Genomic DNA, 24,030 nt, shown 5'->3' on the forward strand with positions numbered 1-24,030 from the left:
GAAGGGATTTATATGAAAACAGCAATCGTGACAGGCGCCTCCTCCGGTCTTGGAAGAGAGTTCGCCAGACAGATACCGAAGTTTTACCGCAGCCTTGATGAGATATGGCTCATTGCCCGCAGCAGCGACAAGCTGGAGCAGCTGAAGGAGGAGCTGACAAAGGAGACCGGCATCTACTGCCGCATCTACGACAGCGACCTCACAAGAGACTATGTCTTCTATCACCTGCAGCGGGACCTGGAGGCCCTCAGGCCGGACATTCGGATGCTCGTCAATGGAGCCGGCGTCGGGTGCAACGCTCTTGTATCCCAGTCAAGCCCGGAGACCCTGACCGGGATGATCCAGCTGAACTGCACGGCCCTGACCCACCTGACCAGCCTGTGCCTGCCCTACATGAACCGGGGAAGCCGCATCGTCAATCTGGCCTCCGCGGCTGCCTTCGCGCCCCAGCCCGGATCTGCGGTCTACGGCGCCACGAAGGCCTACGTGCTCAGCTTCAGCAGGGCCCTTGGCCAGGAGCTGGCTGACAGGAGGATCTTTGTCACCGCCGTCTGCCCGGGGCCTGTGGAGACGGACTTTTTCCGCACCGCCGGAGAGCCGGCAGGGAAGACCAGGCAAAAGCTCATGGCCCAGCCCGGGAAAGTGGTGCGAAAGGCTCTGTCGGACGTGCGCAGGCGCCGCAGCGTCTCTGTATACGGCGCGGCCATGAAGGGGGCCAGGACGGCCGCCAAGATTGCGCCGGACAGACTGACGGACTGGTTTATGAACAAAATGAATACAAGGAGTCTGACTTAAGATGAAGATAGAAAAAGGAACACCTGGCTATCTGAACGCCAGAAAAATACGGCTTTTGCTGCTCACTCTCCTGGAGTTTGCCATTGTGATCGCCCTCCTGGTGCTGGGGTACATGCAGACCGGCACCAGGCTGAACCTGCTCACCGTAGTGGCCATCGTGGGCTGTCTGCCGGCCTGCAAGGTGCTGGTGGGACTCATCACCCTGCTGCCCTACAGGACTGCTGACCAGGACAAGGCGGCCGAGATCCGGGAAAAGGCGCCCCTTCTCACCACAGCCTTCGACCTGGTCATCACAAGCCGGGAGAAGATCATGCCCGTGGAGGCGGTGGTCATCTCCGGAAATACTGTCTGCGGCTACGCCCCCAACAGGAAGACTGTCCCCGAGGAGGCCGCAAAACACATCAGGAATATTCTGGAGGAGAACCGCCTGAACAAGATCACTGTAAAGATCTTTTCCGATTACAAGCCCTTTCTCACAAGGGCGGAGGGGCTGAACAGCATCGCCCAGGTAGAGCACAGCGAACACAGCAAGAAAGAGAAGCGGATCCGCCAGATCCTTCTCAACATTTCCATGTAGGGAAAATATATAGGGAAAAGAAACTATGAGGGAATTACAGATAGCAGAGAATGAAGCCGGGCAGCGCCTGGACAAATTTCTCGCCAAATACATGAAAAAAGCCCCCAAAAGCTTTTTCTACAAGATGCTCCGCAAAAAGAACATTGTCCTCAACGGAAAGAAGGCCTCCGGCAGTGAAAAGCTGGCCCAGGGAGACGTGGTGCGGCTCTTCCTGTCTGAGGAGACCATCGACGGCTTCTCGGACACAGCAAAAAATGCCGGGAAGGTTCCTGGGAAAGCTGCCGGGAAAGCCGGTGAGGAAAGGAGCCCCTTCCGCCTGACAGGCAGTGACATCGTCTACGAGGACGACCACGTCCTCCTTTTAAACAAGCCCGCCGGCATCCTGTCCCAGAGGGCAGACAACCGGGAGCTGTCCATGACCGAGTATGTCATCCGCTACCTGCTGGAGACGGGGCAGCTCACAGAGGAGGAGCTGCGCACCTTCCGGCCCTCTGTGTGCAACCGTCTGGACAGGAACACAAGCGGCCTCATCGCCGCAGGGAAGAGCCTTGCCGGGCTCCAGGAGCTGAGCCGCCTCTTCAAGGACAGGAGCCTGAAAAAGTACTATCTGTGCCTTGTCAGGGGCAGAGTGGAGGAATCCCAGCGGATACGGGGCTGGCTGCAAAAGGACAGACGGACAAACCGGGTCACTGTCCACCAAAGAAAGAACGCCCCGGAGGATCTGTTCATCGAGACAGAGTACCGGCCGGTATCCATCATAAGAGACGCCACCCTTCTGGAGGTGCATCTGATAACCGGCCGCACCCATCAGATCAGGGCCCACCTGGCGGGGACGGGGCATCCCATCATCGGGGATTACAAGTACGGGGACAGGAGGGTAAACGACCGCTTCAAAAAGGCCTACGGCCTGAAAAGCCAGCTTCTCCACGCCCACCGCATGGTCTTTCCTGAGATAGCGGGCCCCCTTGCCCATCTTTCAGGAAAAGCCTTTGAGGCGCCTCTCCCGGATCTCTTTTCCAGGATACTGAAGGAGGAGAAATAGCAATGGCCACATGGAATACAAGAGGACTGAGGGGATCAGAGCTGGAGGATATCATCAACAGGACTAACGAGCGGTACGCGGAAAAAAATATCGCCCTGATCCAGAAGATCCCCACCCCCATCACACCGGTCCGGATGGACAAGGAGCACCGACAGATCACCCTGGCCTATTTCGAGCAGCGCAGCACAGTGGACTATATCGGCGTTGTCCAGGGAATTCCGGTATGCTTTGACGCAAAGGAGTGCGCGGAGGGCACCTTCCCCATCCAGAATATTCACGAGCACCAGGCCGTATTTATGGAAAAATTTGAACGGCAGGGCGGGGTGGCTTTCCTTCTCATCTACTTCAGCGGTGAGCACAGGGCCTACTACATGCGGTTTGAAGAGCTCCTGAAGTTCTGGAACCGCTCCCGCCAGGGAGGACGCAAGAGCTTCCGAATGGACGAGCTGGATCCCCGCTTTTTTCTGGATATGAAGGCAAAGGTCTATCTGCCCTATCTGGATCTTATGAACCTGGATCTGTCCATGAGGGACAAACTTGACAATACATAAAAAAGTGCGTATAATTGCAAAAGAGTTTTAACGTTTTAGCACGGTAAAGTGCGAGGAGGATTTTCATGAAACAGTTACTACATACACCGGAGGGAGTCCGTGATATATACAACGTGGAGTGCGGCAAAAAGCTTTCCCTGGAGAGCCGTCTGCACAAGGTGCTGCAGCTCTACGGCTATCACGACATCCAGACACCTACTTTCGAGTATTTTGATGTCTTCCGCAAAGAGATCGGCACCACCCCCTCAAAGGAGCTTTACAAGTTCTTTGACAAGGAGGGCAATACCCTTGTGCTCAGGCCGGATATCACCCCCTCCATCGCGAGAGCGGCGGCCACCCTCTTCGGGGAGGAGGAGCTTCCCATCCGTCTCTGCTACACAGGGAACACATTTGTCAATCATTCCAGCTACCAGGGCAGGATGCGGGAGAATACTCAGATGGGCGCGGAGCTGATCGGCGTGGACACGGTGGAGGCCGACGCTGAGATGCTGGCCATGGTAGTGGACTGTCTGTCCTCCATCGGGCTGCGTGAGTTTCAGGTCAGCGTGGGAAACGTGGATTTCTTCCAGAGCCTGATCGAGGATGCCTCCCTGGATTCGGAAGCCGAGATGCGGGTGCGGGAGCTCATAGGTAACAGGAACTACTTCGGCGTGGAGGAGTATCTGGACAGCATCCAGGTGAGAAGGAGCGCAAAGGAGGCCCTCTCCGGACTGGGTGACCTGTTCGGAGGCGTGGAGGTGCTGGCCCAGGCCCGGAACATCGCCCCCAACTCCAAGGCTATCATGGCCCTGCGCCGCCTGGAGCAGATCTACGACATTCTGAAGATATACGGGGCTGAGAAGTACATCAGCTTTGACCTGAGCATGAGCGGAACCTACGGCTACTACACAGGCATCATTTTCCGCGGATACACCTTCGGAACAGGGGATGCCATCGTAAAGGGCGGCCGGTACGACCATCTTCTGGAGAAATTCGGCAAGGAGTCCCCCTCCATCGGTTTCGCCCTGGTCATCGATGAGCTGATGAAGGCTCTCACAAGACAGCACGTGCGGATCACCTACTCCCGCAAAAACACCCTCATCCTCTATGACAAGGGGATGGAGAAGTCTGCTATCGAGCTGGCCAAGGAATTCCGGGACAAATTCAAGAACACGGAGCTTCTGCGCAAGGAGACGGGGAAGACGCTGGACGACTACAAGAGGTACGGAAAAGAATACTATGCCGGAAGCCTGATCTACATTCAGGCGGACAGACAGATCTTAATGATCAACCTTGTCACAGGGGAGGAGAAGGTTGTAGGCAGTAAGGAACAGGAGCAGTAATTATGAGATATCTGACATTTGCCCTGGGAAAGGGCAGACTTGCAAAACATACACTGGAGCTTTTTGAGAAGATCGGCATCACCTGTGAGGAGATGAAGGACGAGAAGTCCAGAAAGCTCATTTTCACAAACGAGGATCTGAAACTCCGGTTTTTCCTTTCAAAGGGCCCTGACGTGCCCACCTATGTGGAATACGGGGCGGCGGACATCGGGATCGTCGGCAGGGATACCATCCTGGAGGAGGGGCGAAAGGTCCACGAGGTCATGGATCTGGGCTACGGCGCCTGCCGCATGTGTGTCTGCGGGCCCAAGAAGGCGGCTCCTCTGCTGGAGCACCACGAGCTCATCCGGGTGGCCACAAAATACCCCAATATCGCTAAGGACTATTTCTACAACACAAAGCATCAGACCGTGGAGATCATCAAGCTTAACGGCTCCATCGAGCTGGCCCCCATTGTGGGCCTTTCTGAGGTCATCGTGGACATCGTGGAGACCGGCTCCACCCTGCGGGAAAACGGCCTGACCGTGCTGGAGGAGGTGTGCCCCATCTCTGCCAGAATGATCGTAAATCCGGTCAGCATGCGGATGGAGAGCGACAGGATCAGAGATCTCATCACCCGCCTGCGAACCGTGATTTAGCGGACCGCGATTGAAAGAGTAAGCGAGAGCGTGACTGAAAGACAGATTGGAAGGAAGGATTGTGAACATGAGGATACAGAAGCTGGACAGACATACAAGGAGAAACCTGCTGGAGGACCTTCTGAAGAGAAGTCCCAACCAGTACGGCAGCTACGAGGAGGGTGTGACCCGCATCCTGGAGGATGTGAAGGCAAAGGGCGATGAGGCTCTGTTCGAGTACACCGCGAAATTTGACCACGCTGACATCAATGAGCAGAATATCCGGGTGACGGAGGAAGAGATCCGGGAGGCCTACGAGCTGGCCGGGGAGGAGCTCATCTCCATTATCCGGAAGGCTCTCGTTAATATACGCAGCTATCACGAGAAGCAGCGGCAGTACAGCTGGTTTGACAGCAAGCCGGACGGCACCATCCTTGGCCAGAAGGTGACAGCCCTGCAGAGGGTGGGAGTCTACGTGCCCGGCGGAAAGGCCGCCTATCCCTCCTCCGTGCTGATGAACATCGTGCCCGCAAAGGTGGCGGGAGTGGAGGAGATCGTCATGGTGACTCCCCCCGGGAAGGACGGAAAGGTAAATCCCAACACTCTGGTGGCTGCCAACGAGGCGGGGGCGGACGTGATCTACAAGGTGGGAGGAGCCCAGGCTGTAGGCGCACTGGCCTACGGCACCGGATGTATCCCCAAGGTGGACAAGATCGTGGGGCCGGGCAACATCTACGTGGCCCTGGCCAAGAAGGCTGTCTACGGGTATGTCAGCATTGACGCCATCGCAGGTCCCAGCGAGATCCTAGTCATCGCTGACGACAGCGCCAATCCCAGGTATGTGGCAGCGGATCTTTTGTCCCAGGCCGAGCATGACGAGCTGGCGAGCGCCATCCTTGTCACCACCAGCGAGGAGCTGGCACGGCGGGTGTCTGAGGAGGTGGACGAATTTCTCGGGGTGCTCTCCAGAAGCGAGATCATCCGGAAATCACTGGACAACTACGGCTACATCCTTGTGGCAGAGAACATGGATGAGGCCATCGACATTGCCAATGAAATTGCCTCAGAGCACCTGGAGATCCAGACAAGGAACCCCTACGATGTGATGACAAAGATCCGCAACGCGGGCGCCATTTTCATCGGGGAGTATGCCAGCGAGCCCCTGGGCGACTATTTCGCGGGCCCCAACCACGTGCTCCCCACCAACGGCACGGCCCGGTTTTTCTCTCCCCTGTCAGTGGATGATTTCATCAAGAAATCCAGCATCATCGGCTATTCAAGGGAGGCCCTTGAGAAGATACACACGGACATTGAGGCCTTTGCCCAGGCGGAGCACCTGACGGCACATGCCAATTCCATCAAAGTCCGCTTTGAGGACAAGGAGGCGTAATACAGATATGGACAGAAAAGCGACGATCAGAAGAACCACAAAGGAGACAGACATAGAGGTCACCATCTGCCTGGACGGAACCGGAAAGACGGACATAGAGACCGGCATCGGCTTCTTTGACCACATGCTGAACGGATTTGCCCGCCACGGGCTCTTTGACCTGACCGTGAGGGCCGCGGGAGACCTGGATGTGGACTGCCACCACACGGTGGAGGACACCGGCATTGTCCTCGGCAGCGCCATCCTGGAGGCCCTGGGAGGAAAGGAAGGGATCAAGAGATACGGCAATTTCCTGCTCCCCATGGACGAGACCCTCATTCTGTGCGCCATCGACCTGTCCGGCCGCCCGTATTTTAACTATGATGCCCCGTTTACGGCAGAGCGGATCGGAGATCTGGACACAGAGATGGTGCGGGAATTTTTCTATGCCATCTCCTACAGCGCAAAGATGAACCTGCACCTGAAGGTGCTGGACGGCATAAACAACCACCATATCGCCGAGGCCCTCTTCAAGGGCTTTGGCAAGGCCCTGGATATGGCTGTATCCATGGAACCCCGCATCGAGGGAGCCTGGACCACAAAGGGTACTTTATAGGAAAGGAAAAGGGGAAGAGAAATGAGTTATAAAAGACTGATACCCTGTATCTTTATCGACTCCGGCAAGGCGGTTCGCTGGTTCGACGACCATACGGTAGTGAGCGACGATGTCATTTCCCTTGCCAGATATTACAGTGAGCACGGAGCGGACGAGCTCCTTGTATTTGACCTGTCAGACTCTGATGAGGACCACGACGAGGCCATTGACCTCATGAAGAAAATTAACCGCGTCATCCACATTCCCATGGTGGCGGGCGGAAATGTAAAGCGGCAGGAGGACATCAAAAAGATCCTCTACGCAGGCGCCAAGAGAGCCATGCTGAACTTCTCTAAAGCAGACAACCAGAAGCTTATAGAGGACGTGTCCAAGCGCTTCGGCAAGGAGAAGATCGCTGTCTCGCTGAACGACTTTGACGCCCTCTTCAAGCACCAGCACCTCATCAACGAGTACGCCAGCGAGCTTGTTTTCATGCATCGTCTGGATCTGAACTCTGTGATCAACGTGACGGATATCCCCTGCGTGGTGCTGACAGACACCATGGAGGAAAAAGAGCTCTTCAAGATTCTGAAGTGCTCCGGCGTGCGGGGGCTTTCCGGCAAGTATGTGAGCCAGACGGACATGAATTTCGATGACTTCAAGAAGAAATGCGAGGAAGAGCAGATCCAGATGACTTCCTTTGAGAGTATGATGGATTTCTCTGAGTTTAAGACAGACGACAAAGGACTGATCCCGGTCATCGTGCAGCACTACAAGACCCAGGAGGTGCTGATGCTGGCCTACATGAATGAGGAGGCCTTTGACCAGACCATCAAGACCGGGCGGATGACCTACTACAGCAGAAGCCGCCAGTGCCTCTGGGTGAAGGGGGAGACGAGCGGACACTTCCAGTATGTCCACTCCCTGACCATCGACTGCGACAAGGACACCCTCCTGGCCAAGGTAGACCAGGTGGGAGCGGCATGCCACACCGGCAATCCGACCTGCTTCTTCCAGCCACTGGTGGGATCGGACTACGACGAGACCAATCCGCTTCAGGTGTTTGAGAGCGTCTACAATACCATTGTGGACAGAAGGGACCACCCCAAGGAGGGATCCTACACAAACTACCTCTTTGAGAAGGGAATCGACAAGATCCTCAAGAAGGTGGGAGAGGAGGCCACAGAAATCATCATCGCGGCCAAGAACCCCAACCCGGAGGAGGTCAAGTACGAGATGGCGGATTTCCTCTACCACGCCATGGTGCTCATGGTGGAGAGGGGCGTCAGCTGGGAGGACATTGTCAAAGAGCTGGCGGACAGATAGGAAGACAGGTAATCTAAAGACAGATAATTTAAAAATCCTCATGGAGCTCCATGAGGATTTTCTTTGACCTTATTTTTCGTTTTCGTTCAGTGGAGGCACCTGGATGGGCGCGGCCTTCTCCTTGGCCTGCCCGATGTGCTCCAGCAGTCTGTCCAGCTTTTCCTCCATGCTCTCCATCTCCTCCTTGCCCACATTGTAATTGAGGAAGAGATTTTCAAGAGCCTCCGCAAATTCAGCTCCCTTTTTTGAAATCTCAATAAACTTGTCAAAATTGCGGCTGTGCTCCGCGTTGCGGAACTTGGACAGATCCTTTTCAATAAATTCGGCGATCTGTGCCGTGTTGGCATATTTGCCCTGAACCATGGCATAGGGGCGCATCCTCTGAAGGAAATACTTGTCTCCCCGGGTAATATTGAACACGTAGGACACAAGAAGTCCGCCCTCCAGCTTAAAGTCAACAATGTACATATTGCTGTTTACAAATGTGATATTCGAGGCGCCCATCTGTCTGAGCTGCCAGTCGATAATATCTCCGCTCACTGTGTTTCTGTTCATAAAAGCCTCTCCTTCCTTTTCTCCGCCGGGCGCCTACGCAAAACGGAGCAGCAGGTAGACCATGCTGATCAAGATTGAGATAAGCATCAGCGGAAATCCTATTTTCGTGTACTGCATGAAGGTGATCGGATAGCCGTTCTTTGAGCTGACTCCTGCCAGTACCACATTGGCGCTGGCTCCGATCAGCGTGCCGTTTCCTCCCAGGCATGCGCCCAGGGAGAGAGCCCACCACAGGGGAGCCACATCCACACCGCTGCTCTCCATTGTGAGGATCAGCGGAATGAGAGTCGCCACAAAAGGAATGTTGTCCAGGAAGGACGAGATGATGGCGGACACCCACAGGATAACGATAATGCCCAGCGCCTCGTTGTTTCCGATAAATCCGACCATTACCTCAGCCATGGAGGAGATGACACCGGATTTCTGCAGTCCTCCAACAACGACAAAGAGCCCGATAAAGAAGAGGATCGTGGACCACTCCACGCCAAGGATGATCTCTTCCGCATCCTGCTTTCCAAAGATGAGCATAAAGCCAGCGGCAAACATCGCGACTGTGGCCGACTCTACCTGGAGCTGTGAATGGAACACAAATCCGATCACTACCACTATAGTCATTATAACACTTTTTATGAGAAGTGGCTTATCTTTAATGGAGCGGTCCTCATCCAGCTCCATGACCTTCTGCATGTTCTCCTTGACTACGCTGATCCGGCTTCTGTACATGAAATAGTAGATCACCACAGTCACGGCCATGATGATGACGATTACGCTTCCGGTGTTGATCACGAAATCCACAAAGCTCAGTCCCGCAGCGCTTCCGATCATAATATTGGGCGGGTCACCGATCAGCGTGGCTGTACCGCCGATATTGGACGCCATGATCTGGGAAAGAAGATAGGGGATGGGGTTGACCTCCAGCATCTGCGTGATGGCAATTGTCATGGGCCCGATCAGGAGCACGGTGGTCACGTTGTCCAGAAAGGCGGACAGCAGCGCCGTGATGACGGCAAATACAACCATGATAGCCATGGGTCTTCCTTTTGTGAGCTTCGCCGCCTTGATGGCGACATACTCAAACAGACCGGAATTCTTGACAACCGCCACAAAGAGCATCATACCCACCAGTACGCCGATCGTGTTGATATCCACGTAGGACGTGGCCTCCTCGATGGACAGCACGTGGAAGAGAAGAAGGATGACAGCTCCGGCCATTGCGGCCACGGAGCGGTGCACTTTTTCAGATATGATCGCAGCCATGACGAGAAGAAAGACAAGGACTGAGATCACTGCCTCTGTATTCATCTTTTGTTACCTCCTAGTTAATGTTCAGATGGTATTGTACTCTTATTTTTCTGTTTTGTAAATATAAGATACGCACAATTTTCTTCGTTGTCAAACATTTAACAAAATTGTTTTTAAATTATCATTTTTGTGTTTCGTCCTTGCATTTTTCAGACATAGTGATATAATAATAGACATGGAAGCATAGCTCAGCTGGGATGAGCGTTCGCCTCACACGCGAGAGGTCATGGGTTCGAGCCCCATTGCTTCCATTTATTTTTTCTTAAAATTCTTTTTCCCCTTTATTAGTATTAGTTTTTATTGAGTCTCAGTTGGCTTTGTTTTTGCCCAAATTTCCCAGTTTCTTCCGAAAATATATTTATAATAGGAACCACAGGCCACATTCAACTGACCGAAGCATATACAAGAGGCAATTTTTGCCGCAGCATTGTATTTTGTGTAATTAGTGTGTATAATTAATTATAAGGAGGATGTATACTTTTTGAAAAGGCGTGATTTGATCAAAAAACTAGAAGACGGTGGATTTGTCTTCGAACGCCATGGTAGCAGTCATGATGTTTATACTAGAGGAGATGAACAGGAAACTGTTCCACGACACAATGAAATTGATGAGCGATTGGCCAGAGCGATATTGAGAAGAAGAGGGCTTTTATAAGTTTTAGGATTGCCAGAAGGAGGAGATTATATGAAAGCCGTTTACCCAGTTTTATTCACTAAAACAGAAAATAATATTCTAATCGAAGTCCCTGATTTTGATATTTTAACTGAAGGGGAAAATATGAGCAATGCAATTGAAATGGCAAGAGACGCAATTGAAGTAAAATGCGTATCGCTGGAAGATGCAAATAAACCTATTCCTAAACCATCTGCATTAGAAGGGCTTAATGCAAATGATGGAGTTTTTGCTGGCGAGGGTAATACTGTCATTTCTTTGGTAGACATTGACTCTGGTGAGTACAGAAGAAAAATAGACACAAAAACGGTTAGGAGAAATGTTGCTTTACCCAGTTGGCTGAACTATGAGGCTGAACATGCAGGCATCAATGTCTCAAGAGTCCTTCAGGAGGCACTAATATCAACTCTTGGGCTTAAAACACCGAATTATTAATCCGCAAAAGACCAGAAGATAGTATATTTCTTCCGGTCTTTTGTTAATTAAAAAGTAAAATAATTCTTCTAAGTCTCTTTTCATCAATTTCCTTTTAATCGCATAGAGATATAATAATCCTTTAGAATATAAAGGGAGGAAGAGCAGATGGACAGAACAGACACAGAAAAAAGAAGGCGGGCGCTCCTCGCCCAGACAAGGAGTCTGTACAGTGAGAAAAGCTTCTCCCCGGCTGTCCACCCGAGGTACAGGAACGCCTACAACAGCCTCTACGGGGACGGTGAGGACAGGGAGAGCTCCGGCCTCTTCGGCCTGCGGGTCATACTCTGCTGTCTTCTCTTTATCGGCTTTGTCATGATGGACAATTACGATATCACAGTGGCGGATGTCAGCAGCAGCCAGATCACAGAGGCTGTGGAGGAGGGGGTGGATGTCCGGACTGTGTGGCAGGAAATCCAGAGCCTCACCGGCCAGGAGGAAGCTCCCTGACATTTATAAATATAAAAAGAAAAGCCAGCGTTATTCACAGCGCAGGAAAGATCGGACGGGAATATCCATCATGGCATATGATCGTCCGGTCTTTGTATGTCCAGCCCTCCTGTGCAGGCCTTTTCCCATCTTTACATTGATTTTCCCATCCAGAGTTTGTATAATGTAAAAATGTATGAATATGCGTTTGTTCAATTAATTCAAAATAAAGGTGGATTTTATGCGTAAACTGGCGTTAAGTGATGAAATATTACTAAAAGTCGAGAAGCCTGCCCGCTACATCGGCGGAGAGGTGAACTCGGTGATGAAAGACAGGGACAAGGTGGATATCCGTTTTGCCATGTGCTTTCCCGATGTGTACGAGATCGGGATGTCCCACCTGGGCATCCAGATCCTCTACGACATGTTCAACCGGATGGAGGATGTGTGGTGCGAGAGGGTGTACTCCCCGTGGACAGATCTGGACCGGATCATGAGAGAGGAGCACATTCCCCTCTTTGCCCTGGAGTCCCAGGATCCCATAAAGGACTTTGATTTTCTGGGCATCACCATCCAGTATGAGATGTGCTACACAAACATCCTGCAGGTGCTGGATCTCTCCGGCATCCCCCTTCTGGCTGCCCAGAGGGATGAGGACTGTCCCATTGTCATAGGGGGCGGCCCCTGCGCCTACAATCCGGAGCCGCTGGCGGACTTTTTCGACCTCTTCTATATCGGGGAGGGGGAGACGGTCTACCGGAAGCTTCTGGATGTCTATAAGGAAAACAAAAGTTCCGGCGGAAGCCGCAGGGATTTTCTCCTCAAAGCGGCCCGGATCGAGGGGATTTATGTCCCCATGTTCTACCACACAGAATACAGGGAGGACGGCACCATTGCCTCCTTTGAGCCTACGGAGCCGGGAGTGCCCGCTGTGGTCAAGAAGCAGGTAGTCATGGACATGGCGCAGACCACCTACCCGGAGCGCCCTATTGTCCCCTTTATCAAGGTGACACAGGACCGGGTGGTACTGGAGATCCAGAGAGGATGCATCCGGGGCTGCCGCTTCTGCCAGGCCGGCATGCTGTACCGGCCCACCAGGGAGCGGGACGTGGAGACCCTGAAGGAGTACGCCCGCCGCATGCTGGAAAGCACCGGGCACGAGGAGATTTCCCTGAGCTCCCTAAGCTCCAGCGACTACAGCAAGCTGGAGGAGCTGGTCAGTTTCCTCATCGACGAATGCAACGAGAGGGGAATCAACATCTCCCTTCCCTCTCTGCGCATTGACGCCTTCTCCCTGGACGTTATGAGCAAGGTCCAGGATGTGAAGAAGAGCAGCCTGACCTTTGCCCCTGAGGCTGGCTCCCAGCGGATGCGGGACGTGATCAACAAGGGACTGACAGAGGAGGACATCCTGACCGGAGCAGGACAGGCCTTTGAGGGCGGCTGGAACAAGGTCAAGCTCTACTTCATGCTGGGACTTCCCACGGAGACGAGGGAGGACATGGAGGCCATCGCCGTTCTGGCGGACAAGGTGGCCCGGCGGTACTACGAGATCCCCAAGGATCAGCGGAATGGAAAATGCCAGATCACGGCCAGCTCCTCCTTCTTTATCCCCAAGCCCTTCACCCCCTTCCAGTGGGCCCGGATGTATAGCAACGAAGAGTATATCGCAAGGGCTGCCATTGTCAAGCACGCCTTCCAGGATCAGCTGAACCGCAAGAGCCTGAAGTACAACTGGCACGATGCGGAGGTCACTGTCCTGGAGGGGATACTGGCGCGGGGAGACCGGAGAGTGGGCAGGGCTGTCCTTGAGGCCTATAGGTCTGGCTGCATCTACGACGCCTGGACAGAGAATTTCCACTACGAGAAATGGCTGGAGGCCTTTGAGAAGACCGGCATTGACCTGGCCTTCTACAACGAGCGTGAGAGAGGGGCGGATGAGATCTTCCCCTGGGACTTTATCGACATCGGTGTGACAAAGCAGTTTCTCCGCCGAGAGTGGGAGAGAGCCATGAGAGGGGAAGTCACGCCAAACTGCCGACAGCAGTGTTCCGGCTGCGGCGTGGCCAGATGGAAAGGAGGTGTCTGCGTTGAAGGTAAGAATTAAATTCCGCAAATACGGCATCCTGCGGTTTATCGGGCATCTGGACGTGATGCGGTGCTTTCAGAAGGCTATGAGAAGGGCAGACATCCCCATCGCCTTTACCGGGGGATACAGCCCCCACATGATCATGTCCTTTGCCCAGCCTCTGGGCATCGGCCTCACCAGCGACGGAGAGTACATGGACATCGAGCTGAGAGAGCCGGTTCCCTCCTCCCGGGCTGTCCAGGCGCTGAACGCCGTCATGCCGGAGGGGCTTGAGGTGGTCAGCTTTCGGCAGATCAGCGATGAGAAAAAGGCCAGCGGCATGACCATCGTCTCAGCGGCAGACTACCTTGTGACGGTCAAAGACGGGGCCGCGGCTCCCTCTGCCAGCCCCTTCCGGGCGGACAAACTTGAGGCCTTCCTCGCGCAGCCCTCTATCCCTGTCCTGAAGAAGACAAAGAGGAGTGAGAAGGAGCTGGATATACGCCCTCTGATCTACGGTGCAGCAGTGAAAAAGGAGGGCCTGTTCCTTAGACTGGCTGCCGGAAGCGCCGACAACCTGAAGCCGGAGCTTGTGACGGGCGCCTTTTACCGCTGGGCACAGGAGGAGCCTGCGCCCCTTCATTTTCACCGCCTGGAGCTCTACGCCGGAAGCCCGCAGGAGCTTAAGGCACTGGAGGAGCTGGGGCAGGACATCAAGTAAAACGTTGCCAAGCACTCTTTTTGGGTGGTATGATAGAACAGGAAATGAAGGAGTAAGACATGAGCAAAAAAGAACTGAAGACAAACGCCATGAGAATTCTCGACAGAGCCGGCATCCCCTACACGTATCAGACCTACGAGTGCGGGGAGTTTACGGACGGGGTACACGTGGCGGACCAGCTGGGCCTGCCCCACGAGCGGGTCTACAAGACTCTGGTGACTGTGGGAAGGACAGGAGCCCATTACGTGTTCGTCATCCCCATTGCAGAGGAGATCGATTTCAAGAAGGCCGCAAAGGCTGTGGGGGAGAAATCCGTGGAGATGCTCCATTTAAAGGATCTGACAAAGGTGACCGGGTATGTCCGGGGAGGCTGTACCTCCATCGGCATGAAAAAGCAGTTCCCCACCGTGATCCAGGCGGACGCGGAAGAGCTGGACTACATCTATATAAGCGGCGGGAAGCTGGGCATGCAGCTTCAGCTTTCCCCCCAGGATCTGAAAAAAGTGACTGGCGCCTCCTTCGCTGACGTCACGGCAAAGGAGAATACAAAATGAGAGACAGACTGGCTTTTATGGAGGAGGACACAGAGGCGGTCATCTTTGACCTGGGCAATGTGCTTCTCGGATACGACTGGCGTCCCTACCTTGCGTCCCTCGGGTACGATGAGAGGACGAGCGAGATACTGGCAGACGCCGTTTTCCGCAGCGAGGACTGGGAGAGAGGAGACAGGGGCGGCATCACATCCCGGGAGTGGGAGCAGCTCTTTATAGAGAACGCTCCGGCCTACGAGGAGCAGATCCGCCAGGTGTACAGCGGGATAGAGCACACCATCTTTCCCCTTCCCTACACGGAGAGGCTGGTTCGCTTCCTGAAAAAGGAGGGGCTGAAGCTCTACTACCTGTCCAACTATTCTGAGCATCTGTATCAGAAGACAAAGCAGTGCATGGGCTTTCTGGAGGAATTTGACGGAGGGCTCTTCTCCTACGAGGTGCTCTGCATCAAGCCGGAGGAGAGGATCTACCGCCTGCTTCTGGAAAAATACGGCATCGACCCGAAGAGGGCCGTCTTCTTTGACGACAGACAGGTCAACACAGAGGCCGCATCCCGCCTTGGAATAAAGGGCGTGGTCTTCCAGCCGGACATGGCCTACCACATACTGGACGTGTAGCAGGACAGAGCCATTCAATATATCTACACCGGACTTTGAGTATTCCGGGCAAAAACACAAGACGATTACGGAGGATTGACAGATGAAAAAAGTAGTAAAATTCGGCGGCAGCTCTCTGGCAAGTGCAGCCCAGTTCAAAAAGGCAGGCCACATCATACGCCAGGACGAGTCCCGCAGATATGTGGTCCCGTCAGCACCGGGAAAACGCCACCCCCAGGACACCAAGGTGACAGACATGCTCTACAGCTGCTATCTTCTCGCCCTGCGCGAGGAGGACGAGGAGGAGCAGTTTGAGAAGATAATCCTGGACATCAAGGCCAGATACGATGAGATCATACGGGGGCTGGACCTGACACTGGATCTCACAGAGGAATTCCAGGTCATCCGGGAGAACTTCAGCCGCAAGATCGGCCGGGACTACGCGGCATCCAGGGGCGAGTACCTGAACGGTATCGTCATGGCGGAGTACCTGGGCTACACCTTCATCGACGCGGCGGACGTGATCTTCTTCCAGGAGTCCGGAGCCTTTGACGCGGAGAAGACGAACCAGGTTCTCGCCGAGAGGCTGGCGGACTGTGAGAGGGCGGTGATCCCCGGGTTTTACGGCTCCCTTCCTGACGGGAGGATCAAGACCTTCTCAAGGGGCGGCTCCGACATCACCGGCTCCATCGTGGCAAAGGCGGTGCACGCTGACATGTACGAGAACTGGACGGACGTGTCCGGCTTCCTGGTGGCAGATCCCCGCGTAGTCAAAAATCCGAAGGCTATCGATGTCATTACATACAGGGAGCTGCGGGAGCTGTCCTACATGGGAGCTTCCGTCCTCCACGAGGACGCTATCTTCCCGGTCCGCAAGGAGGGAATTCCCATCAACATCCGCAATACAAACTGTCCTGAGGACAAGGGCACTCTCATCGTGGAGGACACCTGCCGCACCCCCCGTTTTACCATCACCGGCATTGCGGGCAAACGTGACTTTGCCTCCATCACCGTGGAGAAGGCCATGATGAACTCCGAGGTGGGCTTCTGCCACAAGGTGCTGGGCGTATTTGCGGACAACGACATCTCCATCGAGCACATGCCCTCCGGCATCGACACCATGACCATCTTTGTCCACCAGGACGAGTTTGAGGAGAAGGAGCAGGAGGTCATCGCGGGCATCCACAGAGCCGTGGAGCCGGATTTTGTGGAGCTGGAGTCTGATCTCGCCCTCATCGCCGTTGTGGGAAGGGGCATGAAGGCCACAAGGGGTACCTCCGGCCGGATCTTCTCCGCTCTGGCCCACGCCAATGTCAATGTGAAGATGATCGACCAGGGCTCCAGTGAGCTGAACATCATCATCGGCGTGCGGAACCACGATTTTGAGGCGGCCATCAGAGCCATCTACGATATTTTTGTCACAACACAGATCTAAAGCACATATACAAGGAGCGTTAAAGGAGAAATGAAGCACGCAAACAGCAACATCCTGTTTTTCCTGAAGCCCAAGGTGGAGATCGCCTACATCTACGACTATCACACAGTCCGGCAGGCCCTCGAGATCATGGAGTACCACAAGTACTCCTCCATCCCCATTCTGAGCCGTGATGGAAAATACGTGGGCTCTATCACAGAGGGAGACCTTTTGTGGGGCCTGAAGAAGCTGGACCTCTTCAATCTGAAGGAGGCCGAGAATATCAGCATCATGAAGGTGGACCGGCGTCTGGACTACCAGTGCGTGACGGCCAAGTCCAAGATGGAGGATCTGATCGGGAGAGCCATGGAGCAGAATTTTGTCCCCGTAGTGGACGACCAGGAAAACTTTATCGGGATCATCACCCGAAAGGACATTATCGGCTACTGCTACAACGAGCTGAAGAAACAGGAGGAACAATGCGGTGATTGACTTTCATACACATATTTTCCCGGAGAAGATCGCCTCGAAGACTCTGGATTTTCTCGAGTCCAGATGCCACACTCACCCCTACACGAACGGGATGGCGTCCGGTCTTCTGGCCTCCACCAGGGAGGCGGGACTTGAGTTCTCTGTGGTCCTTCCCGTGGTGACAAAGCCCTCCCAGTTCGACTCCATCAACCGGTTTGCCCAGAAGATGCAGGATCCGGGAGAGGGGCTTTTGTCCTTTGGCGGTATCCACCCGGACAATGAGGACTATAAGGAAAAGCTGCGCTTCATCCGGGATGCAGGCATGAAGGGGATCAAGCTCCACCCGGACTACCAGGGCGTCATGATCGACGACATCCGCTACAAGCGTATCATTAGCTACGCCACCGAGCTGGGGCTGATCATCAGCGTTCACGCGGGCTTTGACCCGGGCTATCCGGAGTGCGTCCACTGTCCTCCCAGGCTGGCCAGAGCCGTGATACGCGAGGTGCAGCCGGACAGGCTGATCCTGGCCCACATGGGCGGCTATCGCAGGTGGGACGAGGTGGAGGAGTACCTGGTGGGAGAGCCTGTCTGGTTCGACACCGCTGTCGTCCTGGGTGAGATCCCCGATGACCAGTTCCTCCGCATTGTCAAAAACCACGGCGCGGACCGCATCCTCTTCGGCACAGACTCCCCCTGGGCAGGACAGAAGGAATTTGTCCGGTATCTGGGGGATCTCCCTCTCACAGAAAAGGAGAGGGAGCGGATTTTCCGCCTCAATGCCCTGGAGCTTCTGGGGCTGTCCGCAAAGACGCCGCAGGAGCAGCCCGGCCAGGGGACAGCTCAGGTGTAAAACGGATATTGTTTTTTATTAAAAAAGTTCTTATAATTATAAATCATGGTACGACACACAGGTCAATTTCCTTTTGACCCCTGCACCGTAGTATTAAAGAAAAGCGAGGTAAAAGTATATGAGCAGTCTCATGACACCAGAGGGATATACATCTCCTCTCACCATACGCGAGACAGAAGTCGCGATCAAAGAAGTAAAGGATTTTTTTGAGCGGGCCCTTGCGAAGTCCCTTCACCTGACCCGGGTCTCAGCGCCCCTCTTCGTGAAGCCCTCCACCGGCCTCAACGACAACCTGAACGGAGTGGAGCGCCCGGTCGCCTTCGGCATTAAGGAGCAGAACGACGACGTTGCGGAGATTGTCCACTCCCTGGCCAAGTGGAAGCGCTACGCTCTGAAGAGATACGGCTTTCACTCAGGGGAAGGTCTCTATACGGACATGAACGCCATCCGCAGAGATGAAGACACCGACAATCTCCACTCCATCTACGTGGACCAGTGGGACTGGGAGAAGGTGATCTCCAGGGAGGAGCGGAACACAGAGACGCTGCAGTACACGGTGCGCAAGGTCTACGAGGCACTGAAGGAGACAGAGAGCTACATCTCCAGGCGCTATAATTACATAGAGCCCATCCTTCCCGAGGAGATCACATTTATCACCTCCCAGGAGCTGGAGGACATGTACCCCGGCATGACTCCCAAAGACAGAGAGCGTGCCTTTGCCAAAGAGAAGAAGGCCATCTTTGTATCTCAGATCGGAAAAATGCTGGCCTCCGGCGAGAAGCACGACGGCCGGGCTCCGGACTACGACGACTGGGAGCTGAACGGCGACATCATCGTCTACTATCCGGTGCTGGACATTGCCCTGGAGCTGTCCTCCATGGGCGTGCGAGTAGACGAGGATTCCCTTCGCCGTCAGCTGAAGGAGGCGGGCTGCGAGGAGAGGGCCGAGCTTCCCTTCCAGAAATCTCTCCTTGCCGGCGAGCTCCCCTACACCATCGGCGGCGGCATCGGCCAGTCACGCATCTGCATGTTCTGCCTGCGCAAGGCACACATCGGCGAGGTTCAGTCCTCCATCTGGCCGGATGAGACCGTGGAGGCGGCAGAGGCGGCAGGCATCCATCTGCTGTAAGAAGGATGGCTCGCGGGACAGACAAAGTCTCCGAAAATAATTCATTTAATTTGTGGAAAATCATTGATTTTCCCGGATCTTTATGCTAAACTACACTAGTGTGCCGCACAGCGAGGTTTTAAAAGTGCGCTCCAAAGCGGAGAGCCGCCGAAGCTGGCGAGTAATGATAATAGGAGGTGCCATATGTACGCAATCATAGCAACAGGTGGTAAACAGTACAAAGTAGCAGAAGGCGATATCATTAAAGTAGAAAAACTTGGTGTGGAAGCTGGAGAGACTTATACATTTGACCAGGTGCTTGCAGTGAGCGACAACGGACTGAAGGTTGGAAATCCCACTGTAGAGGGCGCAACTGTTGAGGCTTCCGTTGTAGAGAACGGCAAAGCCAAGAAGGTCATCGTTTACAAGTATAAGAGAAAAACTGGATATCATAAGAAAAACGGTCACAGACAGCAGTACACAGCAGTTAAGATTGAGAAAATCAACGCTTAATCATCTGGTGGCAGTTTTATGATCCGAGTGACGATTTATCAGAACGAAAAGAAAGAATGTGCGGGTTTTCTCGCAAAGGGACATGCAGGCTTCAGTGAGGCGGGACAGGATATTGTCTGCGCGGCGGCGTCGGTGCTGATGATCAACACAGTGAACGCCATTGAGGCCTTTACGGACGACAAGACTTCCCTTGTATCCGATGATATGGAGGGGCTCATTGATTTCCGTCTTGCAGACCGTCCCGGCAGGGAGGCAGCACTTCTGTTAAAGGCCATGATCCTCGGACTCGAGACAATGGCAGATGACAGCAACTATTCGGAATACATTCAGGTAAGATTTGAGGAGGTGTAACGACCATGATGAAATTAAATCTTCAGTTTTTTGCTCATAAAAAAGGTGTAGGTTCTACAAAGAACGGACGTGACTCCGAGTCTAAGAGATTAGGTGCGAAGAGAGCTGACGGACAGTTCGTAAAAGCCGGCAACATCCTTTACAGACAGCGTGGAACGAAGATCCATCCAGGTGTCAATGTAGGACGCGGCGGAGACGACACATTATTTGCTTTAGTAGATGGTGTTGTCAGATTTGAAAGAAAAGGAAGAGATAAGAAACAGGTTTCTATCTATCCAGTAGCACAGTAATCAGCGAAGGTAAGACCCTGCCGTATATTGCAAACGGCAGGGCTCTTTTTTCATAAGGAGATTGACGACATGTTTGCAGACAGAGCAAAAATATTCATCCGCTCCGGCAAGGGCGGCGACGGCCATGTAAGCTTCCGGCGGGAGCTCTATGTGCCCAACGGCGGCCCCGACGGCGGCGACGGCGGAAGGGGCGGCGACGTGATCTTTGAGGTGGACGAAGGCCTGAACACGCTCCAGGATTTCCGTCACAGGAGAAAATACGCGGCAAAGGACGGAGAGCCGGGGGGCAAGAGGAGATGCCACGGCGCCGACGCGGACGACATCGTACTGAAGGTGCCCGAGGGCACGGTGATCAAAGAGGCCGAGTCCGGCAAGGTCATTGCGGACATGTCCGGCGACAACCGCAGGCAGGTCATCCTGAAGGGCGGAAAGGGCGGCCTTGGCAACCAGCACTTTGCCACAGCCACCATGCAGATTCCCAAGTACGCCCAGCCCGGGCAGCCGGCACAGGAGCTGTGGGTGAACCTGGAGCTGAAGGTGATCGCGGACGTGGGGCTTGTGGGCTTCCCCAACGTAGGGAAATCCACCTTCCTGTCCAGAGTCACCAACGCAAGGCCGAAAATCGCCAACTATCACTTTACGACCCTGAGCCCTAATCTGGGTGTGGTGGACGTGCCCGGCGCCAAGGGGTTTGTCATCGCAGATATCCCGGGACTCATCGAGGGCGCCTCGGAGGGCGTGGGCCTCGGCCATGAATTTCTCCGCCACATTGAGAGGACCAAGCTCATCATCCATGTGGTGGACGCGGCCGGCACAGAGGGCCGGGACCCGGTGGAGGATATCAGGAAAATCAATGCGGAGCTTCGCGCCTACAACCCGGAGATCGCCGACAGACCCCAGATCATCGCGGCCAACAAGATTGACGCCATCTACCAGGAGGAGGGACAGGAGAGCCCTGTGGAACGTCTGAAGCGGGAATTTGAGCCCCAGGGCATCCAGGTCTTCCCCATCTCCGGCGTGACGGGAGAGGGCATCCAGGAGCTTCTGTACGAGGCTTCCAGACGTCTGGACGAGCTGGACGACGAGCCGGTCATCTTCCAGCAGGAGTACTTCCCGGAGGACGAGCTGATCTACGAGGATCTGCCCTACACGGTGGAGAAGGAGGACGATGTCTACGTTGTGGAGGGCCCCAAGATCGAGAAGATGCTGGGCTACACCAACCTGGACTCCGAGAAGGGATTTCAGTTCTTCCAGAAGTTCCTCCAGGACACCGGTATCCTGGAGGAGCTGGAGGCCAAGGGCATCCAGGAGGGGGACACTGTCCGCATGTACGGACTTCAGTTCGACTATTACAAGTAGGATTTTGTGACAGGCAGATTTAGATTTTACAGATAGCATATAATAAAGATAGGAGAGAAGGCAAATGACGACAAAGCAGCGGGCTTATTTGAAAAGCCTTGCCATGACCATGGATCCCATTTTCCAGATCGGGAAGAACAGCATGACGCCTGAGCTCACAAAGGCGGTGGACGAGGCTCTGGAGGCCCGGGAGCTCATCAAGGTGAGCGTCCTCCAGAACTGCGCCGACGATCCAAGAGAGCTTGCCGCCATGCTGGCAGAGCGCACCCGCTCCCAGGTGGTGCAGGTCATCGGCAAGAAGATCGTCCTCTACAGAGAGGGGAAAAACGAGAAAAAGAAGATCCAGCTTCCGTAAAAGGATCAAAAGGAGTTCCTTTATGAAGAAGATCGGGATCATGGGAGGGACGTTTGATCCGGTCCACAACGGCCATCTGACCCTGGCAGAGTACGCCTGCCGGGACTATCAGCTGGATCAGGTCTGGTTCATGCCAAACGGAAATCCTCCCCACAAGGACAATAAAAATATCGTCTCCACGCCCCGGGAGCGGGCACAGATGGTCTCACTGGCCATCAGCGGCTACAGGAAATTCCGCCTGGAGGACTATGAGCTGAAGCGGAAGGATGTAAGCTGCTCCTACGGGACAATGGAGCACTTTAAGGAGCTGTACCCGGAGGATCATTTTTACTTCATCATCGGCGCGGATTCCCTGTTCTCCATCGAGCAGTGGGTGCACGTGGAGCGGCTTTTCCCCACCTGCACCATCCTCGCCGCCTACAGGGACGATAAGAGCAGCAGGGAGGTCATGGGCCGCCAGATCCGTCTCCTAACCGGGAAATACGGCGCGGACATCCGTCTCCTCAACACGCCTCTGGTGGATGTATCCTCCCACGAGCTGCGCCGCATGCTGCGGGATAAAGAGGACGTAGGCGGGCTCATGCCCGAGGCAGTGGTGGACTATATCTACAGAAATCAGCTCTACACCTCATAGATTGATAGGACAGAAAAATAGTTTTCTCAAGGAAGTGTGTGTCATGAATGAAAATATCGATGTTATGCGCAGAAAGGTGAAAAAATATCTGGACAAGAACCGGTACAACCACACCCTGGGTGTCATGTACACTGCGGGGGCTCTGGCCATGCGCTACGGCGCGGACCTGAACCGGGCGCTGACTGCCGGACTTCTCCACGACTGCGCCAAATGTATCCCCAACGACAAGAAGATACGGATGTGTAAGAAAAACCACATTTTTATCACCCCCGCCGAGGAGGCCAACCCCTCCCTTCTCCACGCCAAGCTGGGAGCCTTCCTGGCAGCAAAGAAGTACCATATCGGGGACAGGACCATTTTAAACGCCATCGCGTGCCACACCACCGGCAAGCCGGAGATGACTCTTCTGGACAAGATCCTCTACATCGCGGACTACATCGAGCCGAACCGGGCGGAGCTGCCGGATATGTCTGAGGCCAGGAGACTGGCTTTTGAGGACATAGACGAGTGCCTCTACCTGCTCCTTCGGGACTCCCTGGTCTATCTGCAGACAAAGGGACTGCCCGTGGATCCGGCCACAGAGAAGACCTACAATTACTATAAAAAATATCTGGGAAAAAAGGAGGAATAAAGCCTATGAACCATGCAGATCAGATGGCGCTCACCGCTTACCGGGCGCTGGACGAGAAAAAGGGCCGGGATATCCGGATCATCAGAATTTCAGACATCTCCGTCATCGCCGACTATTTTGTCATCGTGGACGGCGGCAGCTCCAGCCAGGTGAACGCCCTCGTGGACAATGTGGAGGAGAAGATGCATCTGGCCGGATATGTCATGAAGCAGCGGGAGGGCCGGGACGGCACCTGGGTGCTCCTGGACTACGGCGATGTGATCGTCCACGTCTTTGACAGCGAGAACCGCTCCTTCTACAATCTGGAGCATATCTGGAGCGACGGGCAGGAGATGGACCCGGAGGCTCTCCAGGCGTAACAGGAAATGCAGAGACAGGAGTCCCGCGAAAGCGGGACTCCTCAGACTGTAGACAAAGGTGGTGCTGGAGCCCTAGCTCCAGCACCACTCTTTTTGCCAAAATGCCAACTCCCATATTTTCTTATAAAG

30 protein-coding genes and 1 tRNA gene are annotated in these 24,030 nt (G+C 54.3%); 29 read left to right on the top strand and 2 right to left on the bottom strand.

The window, feature by feature from the left end:
- Nucleotides 1-12: 12 nt before the first annotated feature.
- From NI21_RS0105445 to hisIE, 9 genes are all read left to right on the top strand, one after another.
- Nucleotides 13-795 carry an SDR family oxidoreductase gene (locus NI21_RS0105445; protein WP_033125239.1) on the top strand — a complete coding sequence of 261 codons (783 nt, stop codon included), beginning with the start codon at nucleotides 13-15 and terminating at the stop codon, nucleotides 793-795.
- Between the two features lies 1 nt (nucleotide 796).
- The gene (locus NI21_RS0105450; protein ID WP_033125240.1) at nucleotides 797-1,372 is read left to right on the top strand and encodes a hypothetical protein; all 576 of its coding nucleotides are present in this window, start codon (nucleotides 797-799) and stop codon (nucleotides 1,370-1,372) included.
- A gap of 25 nt (nucleotides 1,373-1,397) precedes the next feature.
- Nucleotides 1,398-2,414: an RluA family pseudouridine synthase gene (locus NI21_RS0105455; RefSeq protein ID WP_033125241.1), complete on the top strand. Its 1,017-nt coding sequence runs from the start codon at nucleotides 1,398-1,400 to the stop codon at nucleotides 2,412-2,414.
- 2 nt (nucleotides 2,415-2,416) lie between these two features.
- Nucleotides 2,417-2,965 carry a Holliday junction resolvase RecU gene (locus tag NI21_RS0105460; protein WP_033125242.1) on the top strand — a complete coding sequence of 183 codons (549 nt, stop codon included), beginning with the start codon at nucleotides 2,417-2,419 and terminating at the stop codon, nucleotides 2,963-2,965.
- A 65-nt stretch (nucleotides 2,966-3,030) separates the two neighbouring features.
- Nucleotides 3,031-4,287 (top strand): ATP phosphoribosyltransferase regulatory subunit, encoded by a 1,257-nt coding sequence (hisZ, locus tag NI21_RS0105465; RefSeq protein WP_033125243.1) that lies wholly within the window; start codon nucleotides 3,031-3,033, stop codon nucleotides 4,285-4,287.
- Nucleotides 4,288-4,289: 2 nt separating this feature from the next.
- Nucleotides 4,290-4,925 (top strand): ATP phosphoribosyltransferase, encoded by a 636-nt coding sequence (gene hisG, locus NI21_RS0105470; protein WP_033125244.1) that lies wholly within the window; start codon nucleotides 4,290-4,292, stop codon nucleotides 4,923-4,925.
- Between the two features lie 67 nt (nucleotides 4,926-4,992).
- Nucleotides 4,993-6,294, top strand: a complete 1,302-nt coding sequence (gene hisD, locus NI21_RS0105475) for a histidinol dehydrogenase (RefSeq protein WP_033125245.1) — start codon at nucleotides 4,993-4,995, stop codon at nucleotides 6,292-6,294.
- Between the two features lie 7 nt (nucleotides 6,295-6,301).
- Complete coding sequence (gene hisB, locus NI21_RS0105480) at nucleotides 6,302-6,889, top strand: imidazoleglycerol-phosphate dehydratase HisB (RefSeq protein WP_033125246.1); 588 nt, start codon at nucleotides 6,302-6,304, stop codon at nucleotides 6,887-6,889.
- Nucleotides 6,890-6,910: 21 nt separating this feature from the next.
- Entirely contained in the window at nucleotides 6,911-8,194 is a 1,284-nt protein-coding gene (gene hisIE, locus NI21_RS0105485; protein ID WP_033125247.1) for a bifunctional phosphoribosyl-AMP cyclohydrolase/phosphoribosyl-ATP diphosphatase HisIE, read from the top strand.
- 69 nt (nucleotides 8,195-8,263) lie between these two features.
- Here the strand turns inward: hisIE and NI21_RS0105490 are convergent, their stop codons facing one another.
- Both NI21_RS0105490 and NI21_RS0105495 read right to left on the bottom strand, forming a co-directional pair.
- Nucleotides 8,264-8,749, bottom strand: a complete 486-nt coding sequence (locus NI21_RS0105490) for a hypothetical protein (protein WP_033125248.1) — start codon at nucleotides 8,747-8,749, stop codon at nucleotides 8,264-8,266.
- Nucleotides 8,750-8,782: 33 nt separating this feature from the next.
- Entirely contained in the window at nucleotides 8,783-10,051 is a 1,269-nt protein-coding gene (locus NI21_RS0105495; RefSeq protein WP_033125249.1) for an ArsB/NhaD family transporter, read from the bottom strand.
- Between the two features lie 177 nt (nucleotides 10,052-10,228).
- Between NI21_RS0105495 and NI21_RS0105500 the strand changes: the two genes are divergently transcribed.
- The 20 genes from NI21_RS0105500 to rsfS all read left to right on the top strand — a co-directional run bounded on the left by NI21_RS0105500 (nucleotide 10,229) and on the right by rsfS (nucleotide 23,901).
- Nucleotides 10,229-10,302, top strand: a tRNA-Val gene (locus tag NI21_RS0105500).
- A 230-nt stretch (nucleotides 10,303-10,532) separates the two neighbouring features.
- The gene (locus tag NI21_RS16335; protein ID WP_081957986.1) at nucleotides 10,533-10,706 is read left to right on the top strand and encodes a type II toxin-antitoxin system HicA family toxin; all 174 of its coding nucleotides are present in this window, start codon (nucleotides 10,533-10,535) and stop codon (nucleotides 10,704-10,706) included.
- A gap of 30 nt (nucleotides 10,707-10,736) precedes the next feature.
- Nucleotides 10,737-11,159, top strand: coding sequence for a type II toxin-antitoxin system HicB family antitoxin (locus NI21_RS0105505; protein ID WP_033125250.1), 423 nt, complete (start codon nucleotides 10,737-10,739; stop codon nucleotides 11,157-11,159).
- 147 nt (nucleotides 11,160-11,306) lie between these two features.
- Entirely contained in the window at nucleotides 11,307-11,648 is a 342-nt protein-coding gene (locus NI21_RS0105510; RefSeq protein ID WP_033125251.1) for a hypothetical protein, read from the top strand.
- Nucleotides 11,649-11,868: 220 nt separating this feature from the next.
- On the top strand, nucleotides 11,869-13,734 hold the full coding sequence (locus NI21_RS0105515) for a TIGR03960 family B12-binding radical SAM protein (protein ID WP_033125252.1): 1,866 nt from the start codon (nucleotides 11,869-11,871) through the stop codon (nucleotides 13,732-13,734).
- Entirely contained in the window at nucleotides 13,709-14,416 is a 708-nt protein-coding gene (locus NI21_RS0105520) for a TIGR03936 family radical SAM-associated protein (protein WP_347562478.1), read from the top strand. The genes NI21_RS0105515 and NI21_RS0105520 overlap by 26 nt, the downstream gene beginning before the upstream one ends.
- A gap of 59 nt (nucleotides 14,417-14,475) precedes the next feature.
- Nucleotides 14,476-14,970 (top strand): Cys-tRNA(Pro) deacylase, encoded by a 495-nt coding sequence (gene ybaK, locus NI21_RS0105525; RefSeq protein ID WP_033125254.1) that lies wholly within the window; start codon nucleotides 14,476-14,478, stop codon nucleotides 14,968-14,970.
- Nucleotides 14,967-15,584: an HAD family phosphatase gene (locus NI21_RS0105530; RefSeq protein WP_242842817.1), complete on the top strand. Its 618-nt coding sequence runs from the start codon at nucleotides 14,967-14,969 to the stop codon at nucleotides 15,582-15,584. Before ybaK ends, NI21_RS0105530 begins: the two co-directional genes overlap by 4 nt.
- Before the next feature lie 82 nt (nucleotides 15,585-15,666).
- Entirely contained in the window at nucleotides 15,667-16,998 is a 1,332-nt protein-coding gene (locus NI21_RS0105535; RefSeq protein WP_033125255.1) for an aspartate kinase, read from the top strand.
- Between the two features lie 30 nt (nucleotides 16,999-17,028).
- Entirely contained in the window at nucleotides 17,029-17,469 is a 441-nt protein-coding gene (locus NI21_RS0105540) for a CBS domain-containing protein (RefSeq protein ID WP_033125256.1), read from the top strand.
- Entirely contained in the window at nucleotides 17,462-18,301 is an 840-nt protein-coding gene (locus tag NI21_RS0105545) for an amidohydrolase family protein (RefSeq protein WP_052083963.1), read from the top strand. Before NI21_RS0105540 ends, NI21_RS0105545 begins: the two co-directional genes overlap by 8 nt.
- 118 nt (nucleotides 18,302-18,419) lie before the next feature.
- The gene (gene asnA / locus NI21_RS0105550) at nucleotides 18,420-19,430 is read left to right on the top strand and encodes an aspartate--ammonia ligase (protein WP_033125257.1); all 1,011 of its coding nucleotides are present in this window, start codon (nucleotides 18,420-18,422) and stop codon (nucleotides 19,428-19,430) included.
- A gap of 183 nt (nucleotides 19,431-19,613) precedes the next feature.
- Nucleotides 19,614-19,922: a 50S ribosomal protein L21 gene (gene rplU, locus NI21_RS0105555; RefSeq protein ID WP_033125258.1), complete on the top strand. Its 309-nt coding sequence runs from the start codon at nucleotides 19,614-19,616 to the stop codon at nucleotides 19,920-19,922.
- Nucleotides 19,923-19,940: 18 nt separating this feature from the next.
- On the top strand, nucleotides 19,941-20,273 hold the full coding sequence (locus tag NI21_RS0105560) for a ribosomal-processing cysteine protease Prp (RefSeq protein ID WP_033125259.1): 333 nt from the start codon (nucleotides 19,941-19,943) through the stop codon (nucleotides 20,271-20,273).
- Nucleotides 20,274-20,278: 5 nt separating this feature from the next.
- Nucleotides 20,279-20,563, top strand: coding sequence for a 50S ribosomal protein L27 (gene rpmA, locus NI21_RS0105565; RefSeq protein ID WP_033125260.1), 285 nt, complete (start codon nucleotides 20,279-20,281; stop codon nucleotides 20,561-20,563).
- Nucleotides 20,564-20,632: 69 nt separating this feature from the next.
- Nucleotides 20,633-21,922 carry a GTPase ObgE gene (gene obgE / locus NI21_RS0105570; protein WP_033125261.1) on the top strand — a complete coding sequence of 430 codons (1,290 nt, stop codon included), beginning with the start codon at nucleotides 20,633-20,635 and terminating at the stop codon, nucleotides 21,920-21,922.
- A 64-nt stretch (nucleotides 21,923-21,986) separates the two neighbouring features.
- Complete coding sequence (gene yhbY, locus NI21_RS0105575) at nucleotides 21,987-22,277, top strand: ribosome assembly RNA-binding protein YhbY (protein WP_033125262.1); 291 nt, start codon at nucleotides 21,987-21,989, stop codon at nucleotides 22,275-22,277.
- A 22-nt stretch (nucleotides 22,278-22,299) separates the two neighbouring features.
- Complete coding sequence (gene nadD / locus NI21_RS0105580) at nucleotides 22,300-22,911, top strand: nicotinate-nucleotide adenylyltransferase (protein WP_033125263.1); 612 nt, start codon at nucleotides 22,300-22,302, stop codon at nucleotides 22,909-22,911.
- Between the two features lie 43 nt (nucleotides 22,912-22,954).
- Entirely contained in the window at nucleotides 22,955-23,542 is a 588-nt protein-coding gene (gene yqeK, locus NI21_RS0105585; protein ID WP_033125264.1) for a bis(5'-nucleosyl)-tetraphosphatase (symmetrical) YqeK, read from the top strand.
- A gap of 5 nt (nucleotides 23,543-23,547) precedes the next feature.
- Nucleotides 23,548-23,901 (top strand): ribosome silencing factor, encoded by a 354-nt coding sequence (rsfS, locus tag NI21_RS0105590; protein ID WP_033125265.1) that lies wholly within the window; start codon nucleotides 23,548-23,550, stop codon nucleotides 23,899-23,901.
- Nucleotides 23,902-24,030 lie beyond the last annotated feature (129 nt).

Origin of the sequence: Eubacterium sp. ER2, assembly GCF_000765215.1 — a bacterium.
Classification (GTDB): Bacteria; Bacillota; Clostridia; order Lachnospirales; family Lachnospiraceae; genus Claveliimonas; species Claveliimonas intestinigallinarum.